The organism is Moorena sp. SIO2C4 (assembly GCF_010672485.1).
In the GTDB taxonomy this organism is placed as follows: domain Bacteria; phylum Cyanobacteriota; class Cyanobacteriia; order Cyanobacteriales; family Coleofasciculaceae; genus Moorena; species Moorena producens.
This window is the reverse complement of sequence record NZ_JAAHGN010000053.1, coordinates 1-15,824: the sequence shown is the minus strand read 5'-3', so window position 1 is coordinate 15,824 and position 15,824 is coordinate 1. Positions and strand designations below refer to the sequence as shown.

General features: G+C 42.1%; 13 protein-coding genes and 1 pseudogene. 9 read left to right on the top strand and 5 right to left on the bottom strand.

Annotated elements, in window-relative coordinates; genetic code table 11:
- Nucleotides 1–713: aminotransferase class III-fold pyridoxal phosphate-dependent enzyme (locus F6K20_RS05310; RefSeq protein WP_287293988.1), on the bottom strand; the 713-nt coding region annotated here is incomplete at its 3' end.
- A gap of 473 nt (nucleotides 714–1,186) precedes the next feature.
- On the opposite strand from F6K20_RS05310, the gene F6K20_RS05305 reads away from it, so the two are divergent.
- The 4 genes and pseudogenes from F6K20_RS05305 (at nucleotide 1,187) to F6K20_RS05290 (ending at nucleotide 4,326) form a co-directional block, all read left to right on the top strand.
- Nucleotides 1,187–2,398 carry an RNA-guided endonuclease InsQ/TnpB family protein gene (locus F6K20_RS05305; protein WP_071105919.1) on the top strand — a complete coding sequence of 404 codons (1,212 nt, stop codon included), beginning with the start codon at nucleotides 1,187–1,189 and terminating at the stop codon, nucleotides 2,396–2,398.
- Nucleotides 2,399–2,506: 108 nt separating this feature from the next.
- A complete protein-coding gene (gene hisIE, locus F6K20_RS05300; protein WP_008190493.1) occupies nucleotides 2,507–3,157 on the top strand; it encodes a bifunctional phosphoribosyl-AMP cyclohydrolase/phosphoribosyl-ATP diphosphatase HisIE in 651 nt (216 codons plus the stop codon).
- Between the two features lie 148 nt (nucleotides 3,158–3,305).
- Nucleotides 3,306–3,740, top strand: a pseudogene (locus F6K20_RS05295) (Rpn family recombination-promoting nuclease/putative transposase); the annotation flags it as partial.
- Between the two features lie 142 nt (nucleotides 3,741–3,882).
- Entirely contained in the window at nucleotides 3,883–4,326 is a 444-nt protein-coding gene (locus F6K20_RS05290) for a DUF4351 domain-containing protein (RefSeq protein ID WP_287252261.1), read from the top strand.
- Nucleotides 4,327–4,467: 141 nt separating this feature from the next.
- Here the strand turns inward: F6K20_RS05290 and F6K20_RS05285 are convergent, their stop codons facing one another.
- Together F6K20_RS05285 and F6K20_RS05280 are read right to left on the bottom strand one after the other, a co-directional pair.
- Nucleotides 4,468–5,286: an SDR family NAD(P)-dependent oxidoreductase gene (locus tag F6K20_RS05285; RefSeq protein ID WP_287293986.1), complete on the bottom strand. Its 819-nt coding sequence runs from the start codon at nucleotides 5,284–5,286 to the stop codon at nucleotides 4,468–4,470.
- Nucleotides 5,287–5,309: 23 nt separating this feature from the next.
- Nucleotides 5,310–6,290, bottom strand: coding sequence for an SDR family NAD(P)-dependent oxidoreductase (locus F6K20_RS05280; RefSeq protein ID WP_287293984.1), 981 nt, complete (start codon nucleotides 6,288–6,290; stop codon nucleotides 5,310–5,312).
- 47 nt (nucleotides 6,291–6,337) lie between these two features.
- Here F6K20_RS05280 and F6K20_RS05275 point away from each other — a divergent pair, with 47 nt between their 5' ends.
- The 3 genes from F6K20_RS05275 (at nucleotide 6,338) to F6K20_RS05265 (ending at nucleotide 9,134) form a co-directional block, all read left to right on the top strand.
- Entirely contained in the window at nucleotides 6,338–6,535 is a 198-nt protein-coding gene (locus F6K20_RS05275) for a hypothetical protein (protein WP_287293982.1), read from the top strand.
- Nucleotides 6,536–6,713: 178 nt separating this feature from the next.
- A complete protein-coding gene (locus F6K20_RS05270) occupies nucleotides 6,714–8,156 on the top strand; it encodes a flavin-containing monooxygenase (RefSeq protein WP_287293980.1) in 1,443 nt (480 codons plus the stop codon).
- Nucleotides 8,157–8,252: 96 nt separating this feature from the next.
- Nucleotides 8,253–9,134 carry a DUF4351 domain-containing protein gene (locus F6K20_RS05265; protein ID WP_287293978.1) on the top strand — a complete coding sequence of 294 codons (882 nt, stop codon included), beginning with the start codon at nucleotides 8,253–8,255 and terminating at the stop codon, nucleotides 9,132–9,134.
- Nucleotides 9,135–9,379: 245 nt separating this feature from the next.
- Here F6K20_RS05265 and shc read toward each other — a convergent pair whose 3' ends face one another.
- Nucleotides 9,380–11,293: a squalene--hopene cyclase gene (gene shc, locus F6K20_RS05260; protein WP_287293976.1), complete on the bottom strand. Its 1,914-nt coding sequence runs from the start codon at nucleotides 11,291–11,293 to the stop codon at nucleotides 9,380–9,382.
- A gap of 103 nt (nucleotides 11,294–11,396) precedes the next feature.
- On the opposite strand from shc, the gene F6K20_RS05255 reads away from it, so the two are divergent.
- Together F6K20_RS05255 and F6K20_RS05250 are read left to right on the top strand one after the other, a co-directional pair.
- Nucleotides 11,397–12,632 (top strand): glycosyltransferase, encoded by a 1,236-nt coding sequence (locus F6K20_RS05255; protein ID WP_008190510.1) that lies wholly within the window; start codon nucleotides 11,397–11,399, stop codon nucleotides 12,630–12,632.
- Nucleotides 12,633–13,151: 519 nt separating this feature from the next.
- Nucleotides 13,152–13,922, top strand: a complete 771-nt coding sequence (locus F6K20_RS05250; protein ID WP_008190513.1) for a hypothetical protein — start codon at nucleotides 13,152–13,154, stop codon at nucleotides 13,920–13,922.
- Between the two features lie 57 nt (nucleotides 13,923–13,979).
- On the opposite strand, the gene F6K20_RS05245 is transcribed toward F6K20_RS05250, so the two are convergent.
- Complete coding sequence (locus tag F6K20_RS05245) at nucleotides 13,980–15,401, bottom strand: effector-associated domain EAD1-containing protein (protein ID WP_008190515.1); 1,422 nt, start codon at nucleotides 15,399–15,401, stop codon at nucleotides 13,980–13,982.
- Nucleotides 15,402–15,824 lie beyond the last annotated feature (423 nt).

Below are 15,824 nucleotides of genomic sequence, written 5' to 3'. Positions count from 1 at the left end.
CTGTTTTGAGTCACTTCCCGCAAGCCTTCAAGAAAACCAGGTACAGGAGTGATGAAACCAGAATTCCCCACCACAGGTTCTAGGATGACCCCAGCAATCTCATTGGGATATTGCTCAAATAAAGCTTTAACTTCGTCCAGGTCATTATAGGTAGCAGTTAAGGTATTAGCAGTGGCAGACTTAGGAACACCAGGGGAATCGGGTAAACCTAGAGTAGCCACTCCAGAACCAGCTTGTACCAGCAGCATATCGGCGTGACCATGGTAGCAGCCAGAAAATTTGATAATTTTGTCCCGTCCTGTGAAGGCACGCATCAGGCGCAGCACGGCCATACAGGCTTCGGTCCCAGAATTAACAAACCGCACCATTTCAATACTAGGAACAGCGTCAATCACCATTTGTGCTAGCACGTTTTCTAGGGCCGAGGGAGCTCCAAAACTGGTACCCTTATCTAGAGCCTGGTGCAATGCCCCAATAACTTCCGGATGAGCATGACCGCAAATGGCTGGTCCCCAGGTACCTACATAGTCAATGTACTGGTTGCCATCTACATCCCAGATGTATGCTCCTTTAACTTGGTCAAATACAATCGGTTCTCCGCCTACTGATTTAAAGGCTCTGACTGGGGAGCTGACCCCTCCTGGCATTAGCTCCTGGGCGGCGCTGAAAATTTCTTGTGATTTAGTGGTTTTAAACGAGGTAGTGCTAACCAAAATAGTCTCCTAATATTAATAGTGTACGAGTTAGTTGAAAATAAGGGAAAAGGCGATCACCCCATTACCCCCCTTAAACAGGGCAATAGGTAACTTCGGCCAAAGTGCGCTTTCCAATGGGCGAGTAAATCGCCCTTGGGTCGCACTTCAGGGAACTTCGGCTTAGGGGCAATACTGGACAAGAGATTATTATCCTATGGAGACTGATCCGTTTTGAATTTGTAAAGAAAGAATGCAGATTTACTAGAAATCTGAACACTTTCAGCCCCGCATCTTTAGATCGGGGATGAAAGTGACTAGCGAGTTTAGTCGCCGTGTCACTTTTATTTTATCTGTACTTGACAGATTACGCCCAACCTGTTAGCGTAAGAATAGAGCGAGTGAGGTCGAAATTCGTTCCCGTAGCGTGACCGTTCCCGTAGCGTGACCGAAGGTCAAGGTCAAGGTCAAGGTCAAGGTCAAGGTCAAGGTCAATGATTATTGTTGAGATGAAAGCCTACGGCAAAAGCCATCAATATTTAGCTATAGATGAAGCTATTCGGACAGTTAAATTTATTCGCAACAGTTGCATTCGCCTATGGATGGACAATAAAGGAACGGGTAAATATGACCTTAGCAAGTACAGTAAAGTACTGGCTAAAGAGTTTCCGTTTGCCAATGAATTAAACTCAACAGCTCGACAAGCTGCGGCTGAAAGAGCATGGTCATCGATTTGTCGTTTCTTTGAAAACTGTAAGAAGAAGGTACCAGGAAAGAAAGGCTTTCCCCGCTTCCAGAAACACTGTAGATCAGTCGAATACAAGCAGTCAGGATGGAAACTGTCCCCTGACAAGAAGTCGATTATCTTCAGTGACAAAAAGGGAATAGGAAAGCTGAAGCTTAAGGGGACATGGGACTTGTGGCGTTTTGACAAAAAGCAAATCAAACGGGTTCGTATAGTTAAAAGAGCTGATGGTTATTACGTTCAGTTCTGTATTTCCATAGATGTAAAAGAACAATTAGACCCGGCTGATGCCACTGTAGGATTGGATGTAGGACTAAAAGAGTTCTATACCGATTCTAGGGGAAACACTGAACCATCACCTCGCTTTTATAGGGTAGGGGAGAAGCGTCTAAAATTTTATCAACGCCGAGTATCTCGGAGAAAGAAAGGCTCATCTAACCGTAAGAAAGCCGTTAATAGATTAGGCAGACAGCACCTCAAAATAAGTAGGCAACGTAAAGAACATGCCAAGAGACTGGCACGTTGCGTAATCCGGTCTAACGACCTGGTCGCCTATGAAGATTTGAGAGTAAAGAATCTGGTCAAAAACCATTGTTTAGCTAAGTCTATTAATGATGCTGGTTGGTATCAATTTAGAAAATGGTTGGAGCACTTTGGCAAAAAGTTTGGCAGAGTCACTGTTGCAGTTAATCCTGCCTATACAAGCCAGAACTGCTCCAAATGCGGTGAACTCGTGAAGAAGTCACTATCCACTAGGACTCATATCTGCGAATGTGGATGCGAACTAGATAGAGATCACAACGCCGCTATCAACATTTTAAAAAGAGCCTTGGGTACGGTGGGGCACACCGGAACCTGGATCATAGATCCGAACGCTTCGGGAGATTTGACCTCTACTGTTCTTGGTTCCGGCCAGGTTCAGCAAGTCGAGTCTGTGAGCGAAGAATCCCCGCGCCTTTAGGCGCGGGGAGTGTCAATGATCAATTGGATATCAGGGGTGGTATCTTGTAGGGTGTATCTCATTAAAGCTGTTTGACCCGCTGGGTGTTTCCATCCGTTGCCTAAAACTATGTCAGCATCTGAACCGACTTCCATTAGCCAAGCTATCCCAGTTGACCAAGTTCGCTACAACGATCAAGGACTAGTGCCAGCCATTGTCCAAGATTACCTTGATGGTACGGTATTAATGATGGCTTGGATGAATCGGGAGTCATTGCAAAAAACCCTCGATACAGGAGAAACCTGGTTTTGGAGTCGCTCTCGTCAGGAATTGTGGCACAAGGGTGCTACATCTGGGCATTTACAAAGGATAAAATCCATCCGCTACGATTGTGACAGTGATGCTTTACTCGTGACGGCGGAACAAATTGGTGATATTGCCTGCCATCTCGGTGAGCGTAGCTGTTTCCATCAAGTGGAGAGTAAGAAAGTAGCCCCTCCAGCAGATACCTTGTCTCAGTTGTTTGAGATAATTTGCGATCGCCGTGACCATCCAGTAGAAGGGTCTTATACCTGTAAGTTGTTTAAGGGTGGGGATAATAAGATTCTTAAAAAAATTGGGGAAGAAGCTGCAGAAGTGGTAATGGCTTGTAAGGATGATGACCCGGATGCGATCGCATCTGAAGTAGCGGACTTGCTCTACCACAGCCTAGTTGCTATGGCTTACCATCAGGTTGATGTACGGGATGTTTATCGCAAATTGCAACAGCGCCGTCGATAGTGTTGGTGATGGGGAAAAAGAGAATGGGTGATTGGAGCAGATTTTGATCACAGGGGGAAGCCAAAAGCATAATCACGATGGATGGGTACGCTTTTTTTGACCAAATCCGGTAAAATCGGCCAGGTACTGTTAACCTAAGATAACTACCTTGGCTTACGATAATATATGTAAATATCTCGCCGAAAACTATCCAGCTGATTTGGTCAGGTGGCTTCATGGTATGGAAGTTACTGAAATATCGGTGTTGAAAACTGAGTTAAATACTGAACCGATTCACGCCGATTCCTTGACGCTGCTACAAACCGCTAATCAAATCCTGCAATGGGAATTTCAAACCCTGCCAGCTTCCAAGCCATCCCTACCATTGAGAATGCTCAAGTATTGGGTCAGACTGAAAGAAAAGTATAACTGTCCGATTGAGCAGGTAGTGATATTTCTCAAGTTCACCACCTCAAACAAAGCATATACTAACCAGTTGCTGGAGGGTAAAACCAGCCATGGCTATCGAGTAATCAGGATGTGGGAGCAAGACCCTGAGCTATTTTTGGCCAATCCCGCCTTATTGCCCTTTGCCACTCTGGCATAAGCGTGAATCTCCTAAGGGAGTAGCCAAAAAATAAAATACCAGATTTTAGCTTGTAGGGTGGGCAAAAACATTTTGGTTCAAATGAGTCTTATAGATAAGATAACTTTGCCCACCCTACTTTAATTGGTATTTTTTTTACATGCAAGTCCCTAAACGATTATTAGAGCAAGTGGCGGCAGAAGTAGATAGGATTGAAGAACCATCCGCTTTTACTAACATATCCGCTTGTACCCAGTTACTAGCCGGTTTGCGGTTCGACCAAAGGTTGATTGGAGAATTATTTCCGGAGGACGTGATGCAAGAGTCTGTAATTTATCAGAAGATCATTCAAAAAGGACATCAACTGGGTTTACTGGAAGGAAAACGTGAAGGAAAACTCGAAGGAAAACGCGAAGGAAAACAAGAGGAAGGGTACTCAATCATTATACGTCAACTGACCCGTCGGTTTGGGAGTGTTGACGACCAGCTACAACAGGGGATTAAAAAGCTTTCTATTGCTCAATTGGAAGAGTTGAGCGAGGCGCTGTTGGATTTTGAGACAGTCACCGATGTAGCTGTGTGGTTGGCTGAGCATCAACAATAAACCGGATGCGTACACATCCAAGCTCAGTGCCATGCTCCCACACTTCATACCCTAGTAAGTGTGGGCTTCTCGCCAAACCCAACCCTTGCTTATCCCTACTCCCTACTCCGATGATCCGCTGTTTCCTTTGCTATATAAATCCTATACATTGGCTTTTGGCTTCCGATTGAACCCATTAAGAATCCAGTTTAATAATTGGGGAAAAAAACGTTTAATAACTGAGATAATTTTTGCCATTCGATCAGGAAAAACCTGAGGTTTATCATCAATGATTCCTTGAATCGTTTTGCCCATGACTTTAGCCGGATCAGTTATTATAAAGTCCGGCAACCCCTGATTTTCTTTAGCAAGGGTTCCGTACTGTTCCGACTGAAGAATGGGAGTACGGCTGTAAAAGGGATAAACAGCTGTAACCTTGACGTTGTAAATTTTAACTTCATTTAAAAGCCCTTCGCTGAATCCTCGCAACCCGAATTTACTAGCAGCATAATGAGCCATGCCAGCCGGTGCTATCCAGCCAGCAGCAGAGGAAATGTTAACGATGTGACCTTGGCGACGTTTAATCATATCGGCGGCAAATAGAGAACTTAATCGCATTGGTGCCAACAGATTTACCTGCATCAGCCTTTCCCATGTTTCTCCAGGAACTTCGTCCATGCGACCAAAAAGCCCAATGCCAGCATTGTTGATCAAAATATCGATTTCTATTCCCAGGTCTTTAACCTGACGATAAAGGGTTTCGCATCCGTCACGTTCAGAAAGATTAATCCCCAAAAGAGCAAGTATATCCCCAGTTTTAACCTCCCGTTGAATAGCTTCGGCACGCTCTTTAAGAAGAGTTTCATCAAGATCGGTGAGGATCAAATGGCTACCAGCTTCTAATAATTGCCGAGTCAGTTCCTGACCGAATCCACCGGAGGCACCGGTGATGAGTACCACAGCTCCATGGAGATCACTCATATGGTTCAAATTTTTGCTCTGGGTTAAATTTTAGGAGATTGGAGTATTCCCCATAGTAATAAAAACCAGGGTACATTAATGTTAGGTATCAGCGACGCATATTTTATTAATGCTGGCCAAAACATTGGAGCTATAAAACGTAGAGAGCGTAGTGATACCGGACGTAAACCGTCTTTATCGATGATTCCATAGTAATCAGCTAGTTCTGCAACAATTCGAACACGGCCTGTAAAGCGCATTACAGTTCGGTCTGCAGCAAGGGCAGCAATAACGCGCCCTGTTAGTAAAGGAGTTTCCCAATTATAGCCTTGAGAGATCACTTGGCTTTGCTGATTACGTGGTTTATCTTCTCCCATTTGCAAAGCCAAACTGGAAATATGCTCGGTACCAACTATGCCTGGCCAAATCGAAAGGGATGCCACATTATATGGCTTCAGTTCAACAGCCATATCCGCAGCAAGTCGATCACAAGCGGCTTTACCCGCCCCGTATGCGGCACCAAAGATGTAAGACATGCCGCCCCAGGATGAGATGGTGCAAATGAGCCCCTGCTGACGCTGAATCATCAGTCGAGCTGCAAAAACACTGGCAATATAATGGCTGCGGAGACCGACATCATTGACAGCATCCCAAAGATTGTCAACGCATTCCCAAAATGGTTTTTCGTATCCCTCTTTCAATGCCTGCACTCCTGAAAACGCATTATTGACCAGCAGATCCAGTTGTCCCTTCTGCTCGTCTTGAATCCGTTCAAAGAGTAAGCGCACTTGTTGGTCGTCGCTATGATCTACCATTACCGGAATACAAATACCACCAGCATCTTGCACAGCTAATTGGGTTTCCCGAAGACTACCGGAAACTCCCTCTGTGACATTGGAACTGTCTAGACTACGACCGGTAATATATACCGTAGCACCTTCCTCTCCAAGGCCAATCGCAATTCCTTTACCAATACCACGGCTGGCACCCGTGACTAAGGTTACTTTGCCTTCAAGGCTCCCCATAATTGCTTTTTTTGATATTTATTATATTATTTAATGGTAGCATTTTTTTGACCGTAAGCATTCAGCCATCAGCCGTCAGCCGTCAGCCGTCAGCCTTCAGTTTTGTGGCACAGGCTTTGGCCTTGGCCTTTCGGCCACGCTACGCGAATGGCCACGCTGTGCGAACGACGCTGGGAGGTGACTTTACTCAGCATTATTCCAATGCTTACTTGTTTTATTCAAAAGCACCTCAAGTAGCGCATTAGCTGATAGCTGATAGCTGATAGCTGATAGCTGATAGCTGATAGCTGATAGCTGAATACTCACTTTTGACCTTTGCTGGTTGGGATTTTTATCTAAACTTCGATTATCGCGTTTTGGGAACTATCCAACTAAACAATAAAACGAATAATCACCAGTAATCATAACATAAAAATAATAAAAATGCAAGTAGTTATTATTGGTGCCGGCATGTCTGGTATCTGCATGGCTATTAAACTTAAAAAAGCCAAAATACCTTTCATTATTCTAGAAAAATACTCTGGAATTGGAGGGACTTGGCGGGATAATAACTACCCAGGATGTGCCTGTGACATTCCCGCTCATTTATATTGTTACTCTTTTGAGATGAAATATGATTGGAACCAAGTTTATCCCTCTCAGCCAGAGATATTGAAATACTTAGAACACTGCACACGTAAATACAATATTTATCCCCATATCCGTTTTAATCAAGAGGTTATTAGCGCCCATTTCAATGCCAAAAATTGCCTCTGGTATGTTGACACAGCTGATAATAAAACTATAACAGCTAACATACTGATCAGTGCCTGGGGAGGTTTAAATTTACCCAAATTACCGAATTTGAATAGCTTAGAAAGCTTCAAAGGAGTTTCGTTTCACTCAGCTAGATGGAATCACAGCTTTGATTTAACTGATAAAACTGTGGCAGTTGTAGGAACTGCAGCGAGTGCAGTTCAATTTATCCCAGAAGTTGCAAAAAAAGTGAAACAACTATTGATTTTTCAAAGAACTCCTAACTGGATTACTAACCGAGACGATGGGACTTATTCACCCCAGATGCAATGGTATTTTAAGAACTTCCCTATTCTGATGCAACTCCACCGGGGATTACTATACTTACGTAATGACTTAATCAGTTTTCCCCTATTCATTACTGGAAGTTTTCTCGGTAAGTACCTGCGAAAACAATTGGAAAAACGCATACACCAGGAAATTGCTGACTCCCGAGTACGGGATGCGGTGATGCCCAGCTATCAACCAGGTTGTAAACGAATTTTAATTAATAACGACTTTTATCAAACCCTGAACCGAAAGAATGTAGAATTGATTACAGATAAGATAGATAAAATAACGGCTGATAGTCTGGTAACCGAACCAGGAAAAGACTATAAAGTTGACGCTATTATCTATGCTACAGGATTTAACTCTTTGTCCTACAAAAAAATGGATATACGTGGTAGCAACGGAGAGAGTCTAGCGGGGAGATGGGGCAACGAACCAGAAGCGTATATTGGTATTTCTGTTCCCAATTTTCCTAACTTTTTTAGTCTGTTAGGAGCGAATACTGGTTTGGGTCATAGCTCGGTTATTTTAATGGTAGAGTGCCAAGTTAATTATATTATTGGCTGCTTGAATAAAATGCTCACAGAAGACTGGAAATCTCTGGAAGTGAAGGAGGAAGCCATGAGACGTTATTATCAGGATTTATGGAAAACTATGGCAAAAAGGGTGTGGACAAAAGAAAACTGTATGAGCTGGTATCAAAATAAAGATGGCAGAGTATTCGCTTTGTGGCCTGGTAATACTATCCAATATTGGTGGGCTACAAGAAAACCAGTTTTTGATGACTATATTTCTATCTAGCCTAGTTGCGTTCGCGTAGCGGCTCTTTGAGAGCATCGCTTTTTTTGACCACATCCGGTAAACTGGCCCAGGTACTGTTAACCTAAGATAACTACCTTGGCTTACGATAATATCTGTAAATATCTCGCCGAAAACTACCCAGCTGATTTGGTAAAGTGGCTTCATGATATTGAAGTTACTGAAATATCGGTGCTCAAAACTGAGTTAAATACCGAACCGATTCACGCCGATTCCTTGACCCTGCTGCAAACCGCTAACCAAATCCTACAGTGGGAATTTCAAACCCTGCCAGCTTCCAAGCCATCCCTACCATTGCGGATGCTCAAGTATTGGGTCAGACTCAAAGAAAAGTATAACTGTCCCATAGAGCAGGTAGTGATATTTCTCAAGTTCACCACCTCATCCAAAGCTTATACTAACCAGTTGGTCGAGAGTAACACTAGCCATCGCTATCGAGTAATCAGGATGTGGGAGCAAGACCCATTGCAATTTTTGGCCAATCCCGCCTTATTGCCTTTTGCCACTTTAGCATTCAGTGAGTCTCCCAACAGATTATTAGAGCAAGTGGCGGCAGCAGTGGATAGGATTGAAGAACCACTAGCTTTTACTAACATCTCCGCTTGTACCCAGTTACTAGCTGGTTTGCGGTTTGACCAAAGGTTGATCACAGAATTATTTCCGGAGGACGTGATGCAAGAGTCTGTAATTTATCAGAAGATAATTCAAAAAGGACATAAACTTGGTTTACTCGAAGGAAAACGTGAAGGAAAGCTTGAAGGAAAACTGGAAGGAAAACAAGAGGAAGGGTACTCAATCGTTAGACGTCTGATCACCCGTCGGTTTGGTAGTATTTCTGACCAGCTACTTGAGGGGATTCAAAAGCTTTCTATAGCTCAATTGGAGGAGTTGAGCGAGGCGCTGTTGGATTTTGAGACCGTCACAGATTTGACGGTCTGGTTAGCTGAGCATCAGCAATAAACAGGATGCGTAAGCATTCAGCTAATTTTAGAATTAAGAATTAAGAATTAAGAATTAAGAATTAAGAATTAAGAGTTAAGAATTAAGAATTAAGAATTAAGAATTAAGAATTAAGAATTTGGAATTCTGTATTCGACATTCACCATTCACCATTCTGGATTTTACATTCTGCATTCTTAATTATACATTCTTAATTATACATTCTACATTCTACATTCTTAATTCTACATTCCGACAAACAACCTTCAACTTGAAATAGAAATTTGATACCTTCCCAAGGCCAACAACGGGAAATATTGTTGATAGAAGTGGTACTTCAAATAAAAATGACTGGGAAAACCTGTGCCTGTAAACTCGGTTTCATCCCAACTGCCATCGGGCTGCTGAGTTGACACTAAGTAGTTGACTCCCATCTCAATGGCATCCATTGCCCAGTTGCCAGTAGCTTCTCCTGCTGCCATTAAACCAATTAAAGCCCAAGCGGTTTGAGATGCAGTACTGATTCCTAGTCCCTTAAGAGTGGGATCATCGTAACTAAGACAGGTCTCACCCCAGCCACCATTGAGGTTTTGACATTTCACTAGCCAAGCGGCACCCCGTTCGATACTACGTTGGTGGGTGTGAGGCGCTATTTTAGATAAGGCTGAAAGAGCACTACTGGTGCCATAGATATAGTTAACCCCCCAACGACCAAACCAGCTGCCATCGGCTTCCTGTTCCTGAATCAAAAATGCGATCGCATTCTCCAACTTTTGGGATTCTATGGACAAATTACACGAACCCAGCATTTCCAGGACCCGTGCGGTCACATCCGCTGTGTTAGGGTCAATCATAGCTTTCAGGTCAGCATAGGGCAGAGAATTGAGCCAGTGTTGATTATTATTAATATCAAACGCAGCCCAACCCCCTTGGTTACACTGCATTGATGCTATCCAAGCCAAGCCACGAGCCATGGCTGCCTGCTTTAGTTTCTGATTAGGGAGTTTCAAGCTATTCAAGGCCATAATCACTACTGGGGAATCATCTAAATCAGGATAGAAACGGTTTTGAAACTCAAAGGCCCATCCTCCTGGTTTCCCTTGGGGATTCTTCACCACCCAATCCCCATAGTCTAGTATTTGCTGCTGCAACAACCATTCTCCACCCCGAACTAAGGCTGGATGATCCGGTTCTAAACCAGATTCCACCATCGCTCGCAATACCCAAGCTGTATCCCAAACTGGGGAAACACAGGCTTGGACTCGGTAGCTGTCAGGGGTTTCAATGGCAAACCGATCAATGGCTTCCAGTCCCCGTTGCACGATCGGATCCGCAAGATCATAGTTGAGACAACGCAACGCTAACAGGGAATTCAACATGGCTGGAATAATTCCCCCCCAGTCTCCTGTGGCTTCTTGCCTCTCCAAGACCCATTTTTCCGCTGCTGCCAGTCCCTGCTTCCGGAATGGAACTAAATTCCAGTCTTCTGCTAACTTAAATCCATCATCAAGCAGTACAAATAAATCTGTCCAATCGGAATTGCGAGGTAGCTCGAATTTGACCTGATCAGCTCCTTCGGTATATAACTCGTCTAGATTGATCCTTGGCTCAATCTCAAATACTGGCTTCTGGTCAAAGACAATTAATAAAGGAACTGTACTTCCCCTTGCCCAGCTAGACATTTCATAGATAGTAAAGGGAAACCATTCTGGAAACAACATTATCCAGGGGGGAATCGAGGGAATCCCGCGCCAGCTATAGCAGCCAATCAAGGCTAAATGAAATTTGGTGAAAATCCGGGTTTTGCTGATGCCACCCCGTCTGAGAATAAAATCCCTGGCTCGGACCAAAGCTGAGTCACTGGCAGGTACCCCCAAAAGGCGGAGTGCCATATAAGCTTCCACCGAACAACTCAAATGCCCACCATCACCATAGAAAAGTTCCCAGCCACCGTGTTTCTGCTGTTGAGAACGCAGATAGGCTTCCGCTTTATGTAAAGGTCGTTGTTTGTCAGTTCCCCAAATTTTATGGAGTAGGACAATCTCCGCTGTTATGGTGACATTAGATTCCAGTTCTGCCCACCAGTAACCATCGGGATATTGCTGAGCGAGTAAATAGCTTTGGCTATTTGCGATCGCTCCTGTAACCCCTGATTCTACAATCCTGTCTTGGGTTTGCATGTTTTACCGTTTTACTTCACACACCACATTCAAAGGTGCGCGCACCTTTGGTTACGTTATTTTGCTACTTGTAGTGGAGAATTAGCAATAGGTATCAATACAAATGGATACAATCGGATTAGGAATCACTGTTCTATCCGTAGGGATTTGGATCGGATTACTAGGATTTCGGGGTCAGTTTTGGCGAGCAGACCAACGGCTGGTTATAGAGAAATTCCCTACCAGGTCTGTAGGTCAAGGGGAATCATTACCCAAGGTTTGTGCTGTAATTCCAGCTCGTAATGAAGCTGAGTTGCTCCCCACGACATTGCGATCGCTTCTGGCTCAAGACTATCCTGGCTGCTTGACGGTGATTGTAGTGGATGACCAAAGCACTGATCAAACAGCGACCATTGCTCAAGCCCTTGCCCAGGAAAGCAAGCAATCCTCCCAACGATTCCAACTAGAAGTATTATCCGGTCAAGAGTTACCCCCTGGTTGGACTGGTAAACTCTGGGCCTTAGAACAAGGCATTCGTTATGGGCAGCAGCAAACCCCAGCCCCAGATTATTTTTTATTTACCGATGCTGATATAGAGCATGATCCAGCCAATCTCCGTCAACTGCTTACCAAAGCCGAGATAGAACACTTGGATCTAGTTTCCCTAATGGTGTTGCTCAGATGCCAAGACTTTTGGGAGCGACTACTGATTCCTGCCTTTGTCTTCTTCTTTCAAAAACTGTATCCCTTTGCTTGGGTCAATAACCCCACAAAATCTACTGCGGCTGCCGCTGGAGGATGTATTTTAATTCGCCATCAAGCCTTAAACCGCATCGGTGGGATTGAGGTAGTGCGTCAAGCATTAATCGATGATTGTGCCCTAGCTCAAGCAGTTAAATCCAGTAATCAGTCCAGATCTTCCTCTGGTTCCCTTTCTGGCCTTGGTGGCATTTGGTTAGGGCTAAGTCAATCAACTCGCAGCTTACGACCATATCCTTCTTTAGCGAGTATCTGGAACATGATTGCTCGCACGGCTTTTACCCAACTAGAGTATTCCCCATGGCTATTAGTGGGTACGGTGATGGCAATGACGTTAATTTATCTAGTAGCCCCGATTGGTTTGATCCTTAGTGTTTTGACTGGACATTGGCTGAATGCGATCGCATCCTTTGTGACATGGTTACTGATGGCTTTAGCTTACTTACCCACACTGCGCCTGTATCAATGTTCTCCTCTGCTAGGATTTTGCTTACCTGGGATCGGGTTGCTCTATACCTTAATGACCATAGATTCAGCATGGCGACATTGGCAAGGACGGGGTGGTGCTTGGAAAGGAAGGGTTTATTCGGTTGAGGGTTGAAGGTTAGAGGTTGAAGGTTAACTGTTGAAGGTTTAATGTTGGAGGTTGAATGTTGAAGGTTGAATGTTGGAGGTTGAATGTTGGATGTTGGATGTTGAAGGTTGAAAGTTTACTGGTATAGCAGTCGAAGTAAAGGTTAAGACATAGTTTTGCTATCAGATCTGCTGTTGCATATTACCTATTACTCTTTCCCTAACTATACTTCAATGTCTATAATTCCTTTCTACTGCCCCTAATGCATTTTTTTATTAACTTTTGTTAAGTTACGCATAACTTCCTGAACTTTGCCTGATAAATCAATAGTGGTATTTGAAAACAAGTATGCTCAAAATTAACTCGAAGCCTAAGCAGTAAATGGTAATCTATTGATTGACTACTTCCTTAGGATTTAAAGGGTTTAAATAATTCAAACCTCATCAAACTATTGTCTTTTTATATAAAGGCGTTCAGCTATTTTTAGTATCCGAAGGTTTCAAAATACCAATACATACTAGCTGCTCCCGACAAAGGAGAGAATTTATGTTGGATAAAAATCTAGCAACTATTTTTAGGGCTTTTGCCATCTCTTTAGGTTTAACTATTGCTCTACCTGGTTATCTTCATGCAGAGAGCAAATTTCCTGATGCTAATGTCCCGCTTGTTGTCCAGTCTCTAGATGTATTGACAAATCAGATTGGATTTCCCATTGAGTTGGACTTAACCAAAGCACAAATTCGAGGAACGTTGCCAATTGAAAAATTCCGGGAAGATTTAGTTAACTCTATTAATCAATATGATGGGTATTACATCAAGAATACTCGTTATAACAAGTGGAAGATCAACGATATTAATCTTCAGTCTATTGACAATGGTGGAGCAACATTTTCCTTTACAGTCAATTTGCGTAAGTATGAATGCATCGATCTATTTTCTGGAAAGAAGTGTACTCGCTTGTTTTCTGTAACACCTAGTGGTGATGTCAGTCTTGGTATTGCCATACGTAATAACGATTTACAAGTTGCTTACCGTAACCACAATGTGCGTGGAAGGGGATGGTATTCTGATGCTCTGACTCTTCTTGAAGGTGTATTTCGCAATCAAACAGTTAAAGCGGTCAAGAAGGGTTTGGCAAATTTTGATGGTGTCAATTTAATTTCCTATCTTAAAGATGCGGGCGTTGATCAAAAGTTGAAACCCTATGGATTAAGCCTAGATAAACTCGTTAAGGCTGGTGTCTCTATTAACGCCGATGTCACTCCACAAGGGCTGAACTTTGTGATTGATTTACCTAATACCATAACCTTTGAATAATTGGTTAAGCTAATTTGTTAAGCTGTTAGGCACTAATGCTTAACAGCTTATTCATATTTATTTGATTTTTTCTAAAACTTGGTTATCTTCAATAATGTTCTCTATTTTTTGAAGAAGATTATATCTTTGTCGAGGCACCAAATATGCTGTTTCTCCGAATCCTATCACAAAGGATAAGATTCCACTACCAGGTCTAAATGAATAGTCAATTATTTGAGATTTTTTTATTTTAAACTTCCCAGTCGAATTATCATTATAACTAATCTTAACTTTTATATATCCTTTATAGTTTCTCTTGAGAAATCTTAATTTTTCTTCCTTGGTCCATTCCACATCATTAAGTAATATGTGTAATTCATGTAATTCATTATCTTTACCCGGGTTTTTTATAAATCTATCTATTACTTCAGCTTTATGTATAAAGATTTTCTTTAAATTATAATGTTTAGTTAGATGCTGGTTTTCAAAAACTTTTACGATTTCTGGGTAATTGTGAAAGTTTTCAGGGGACTTTACTAGTTTAGTGGGAAAAATGCTAAATATAAATGCTTCTCCTATTATCACCAAGATTACTAAGGTAACTGATCCTATTTGGTTCAGTCTTAAATTTGATTTTTTAAATAAATCAATAATAGCTATGATTGTAAATACTATAAAAAACAACATGCTAAGGGCTTTATACTGCTTAACCCATTCTATTCTACTCAAGAATTCGATTATCCAAGCCCCAGTAATATTAATAAAGAGGAATGGCAATATACGTGACACTACATAATCAAATTCAAATAAGCGGTTATTGCTTACCAATCTTATTATATAGCTGATTATATAGCTTGCTTTACTTCTCTTGGACTCGATTTTTAACCATTGATTGAGTTGACAAGCATTTTCTTGTGAAATATCAATATCTCTATTTTTTAATAAAAAATCAGCAAAGTCTATGATAGGTTTTTCACTATAAAAATTTTCATCAAGTATAGTATCCAAGTTATCTATAATATCATTTAAATTTGCAACAATTTTATCTTCCGAAAAATTGACTTTTTGAAAATAATCTCTATAAACCTCTTGCTTTGGCTTGTTATTTTTTTTTAAAGGATACAATAGGTCGAGTAAACTAGTCGTAATTTTAAATTTTTTCTTGATTGCATTTAACTCAGGATTAGCGCAATTTTGTTTAAGGGCGCTATTAATTAATAGTTCTAAACTATTATTACTATCAAAATGGTTGATTGTTTTGTTAACAATTTCACTGAAATTTCCACCAGTAGCAATCTCTGGCAGATTTTCATTTAATTGGAATCGTAGCATTTGTTTGAAGCCCTGTGGCTCAGGAAAAGCACTAAGCAGGGCTAACTGTATCTTCTCAAGGAGATAACCAGGGGTATTTCCAGCATTTTTTCTTCTAGCAGGGAAAACAGTAAATAGGGCTGACTCTATCTGATCAAGGAGATAACCAGGGATATTTCTAACCTTCATGTATAGCTCTCTACTTCTCAACCATAGAACTTAACATAATATTTATCAAGCTAGTCAGGTACAATAATCATGATACCTCAGATAATTATACTAAAAAATCATGAAACCCTACTCCGTTGATCCTAGACAAAAAATTATTGATGTTTATACTTAAGCTAATATCTATCAACATCAGCTTGCTAAACAGTTCTATGTGGGAGCAGGTCATTTTTGTAAGAAAACTTGAACTACAAACCCTTGAACTATAGTTTTTTCGGTGTTGCTGATTCTGGGTATGGTTTCGCCCCCCTAACCCCCCAAGCGAGGGATTGCTCGCTTGGGGGGAAAAAACTCTAAAAGTCCCCCGAGCGAGGGATTGCTCGCTCGGGGGATTTAGGGGGCTTCAACAAAACCATAGGTGCGCTTGACCCATTAAGAATTAAA

Excerpts from the sequence above, each read along its gene's own strand:
- F6K20_RS05245 (WP_008190515.1), bottom strand. The coding sequence starts at position 15,401 with ATGAAGGTTAGAAATATCCCTGGTTATCTCCTTGATCAGATAGAGTCA.
- F6K20_RS05305 (WP_071105919.1), top strand. The coding sequence starts at position 1,187 with ATGATTATTGTTGAGATGAAAGCCTACGGCAAAAGCCATCAATATTTA.
- hisIE (WP_008190493.1), top strand. The coding sequence starts at position 2,507 with ATGTCAGCATCTGAACCGACTTCCATTAGCCAAGCTATCCCAGTTGAC.
- F6K20_RS05250 (WP_008190513.1), top strand. The coding sequence starts at position 13,152 with ATGTTGGATAAAAATCTAGCAACTATTTTTAGGGCTTTTGCCATCTCT.
- F6K20_RS05270 (WP_287293980.1), top strand. The coding sequence starts at position 6,714 with ATGCAAGTAGTTATTATTGGTGCCGGCATGTCTGGTATCTGCATGGCT.
- F6K20_RS05280 (WP_287293984.1), bottom strand. The coding sequence starts at position 6,290 with ATGGGGAGCCTTGAAGGCAAAGTAACCTTAGTCACGGGTGCCAGCCGT.
- shc (WP_287293976.1), bottom strand. The coding sequence starts at position 11,293 with ATGCAAACCCAAGACAGGATTGTAGAATCAGGGGTTACAGGAGCGATC.
- F6K20_RS05290 (WP_287252261.1), top strand. The coding sequence starts at position 3,883 with ATGCAAGTCCCTAAACGATTATTAGAGCAAGTGGCGGCAGAAGTAGAT.
- F6K20_RS05285 (WP_287293986.1), bottom strand. The coding sequence starts at position 5,286 with ATGAGTGATCTCCATGGAGCTGTGGTACTCATCACCGGTGCCTCCGGT.
- F6K20_RS05255 (WP_008190510.1), top strand. The coding sequence starts at position 11,397 with ATGGATACAATCGGATTAGGAATCACTGTTCTATCCGTAGGGATTTGG.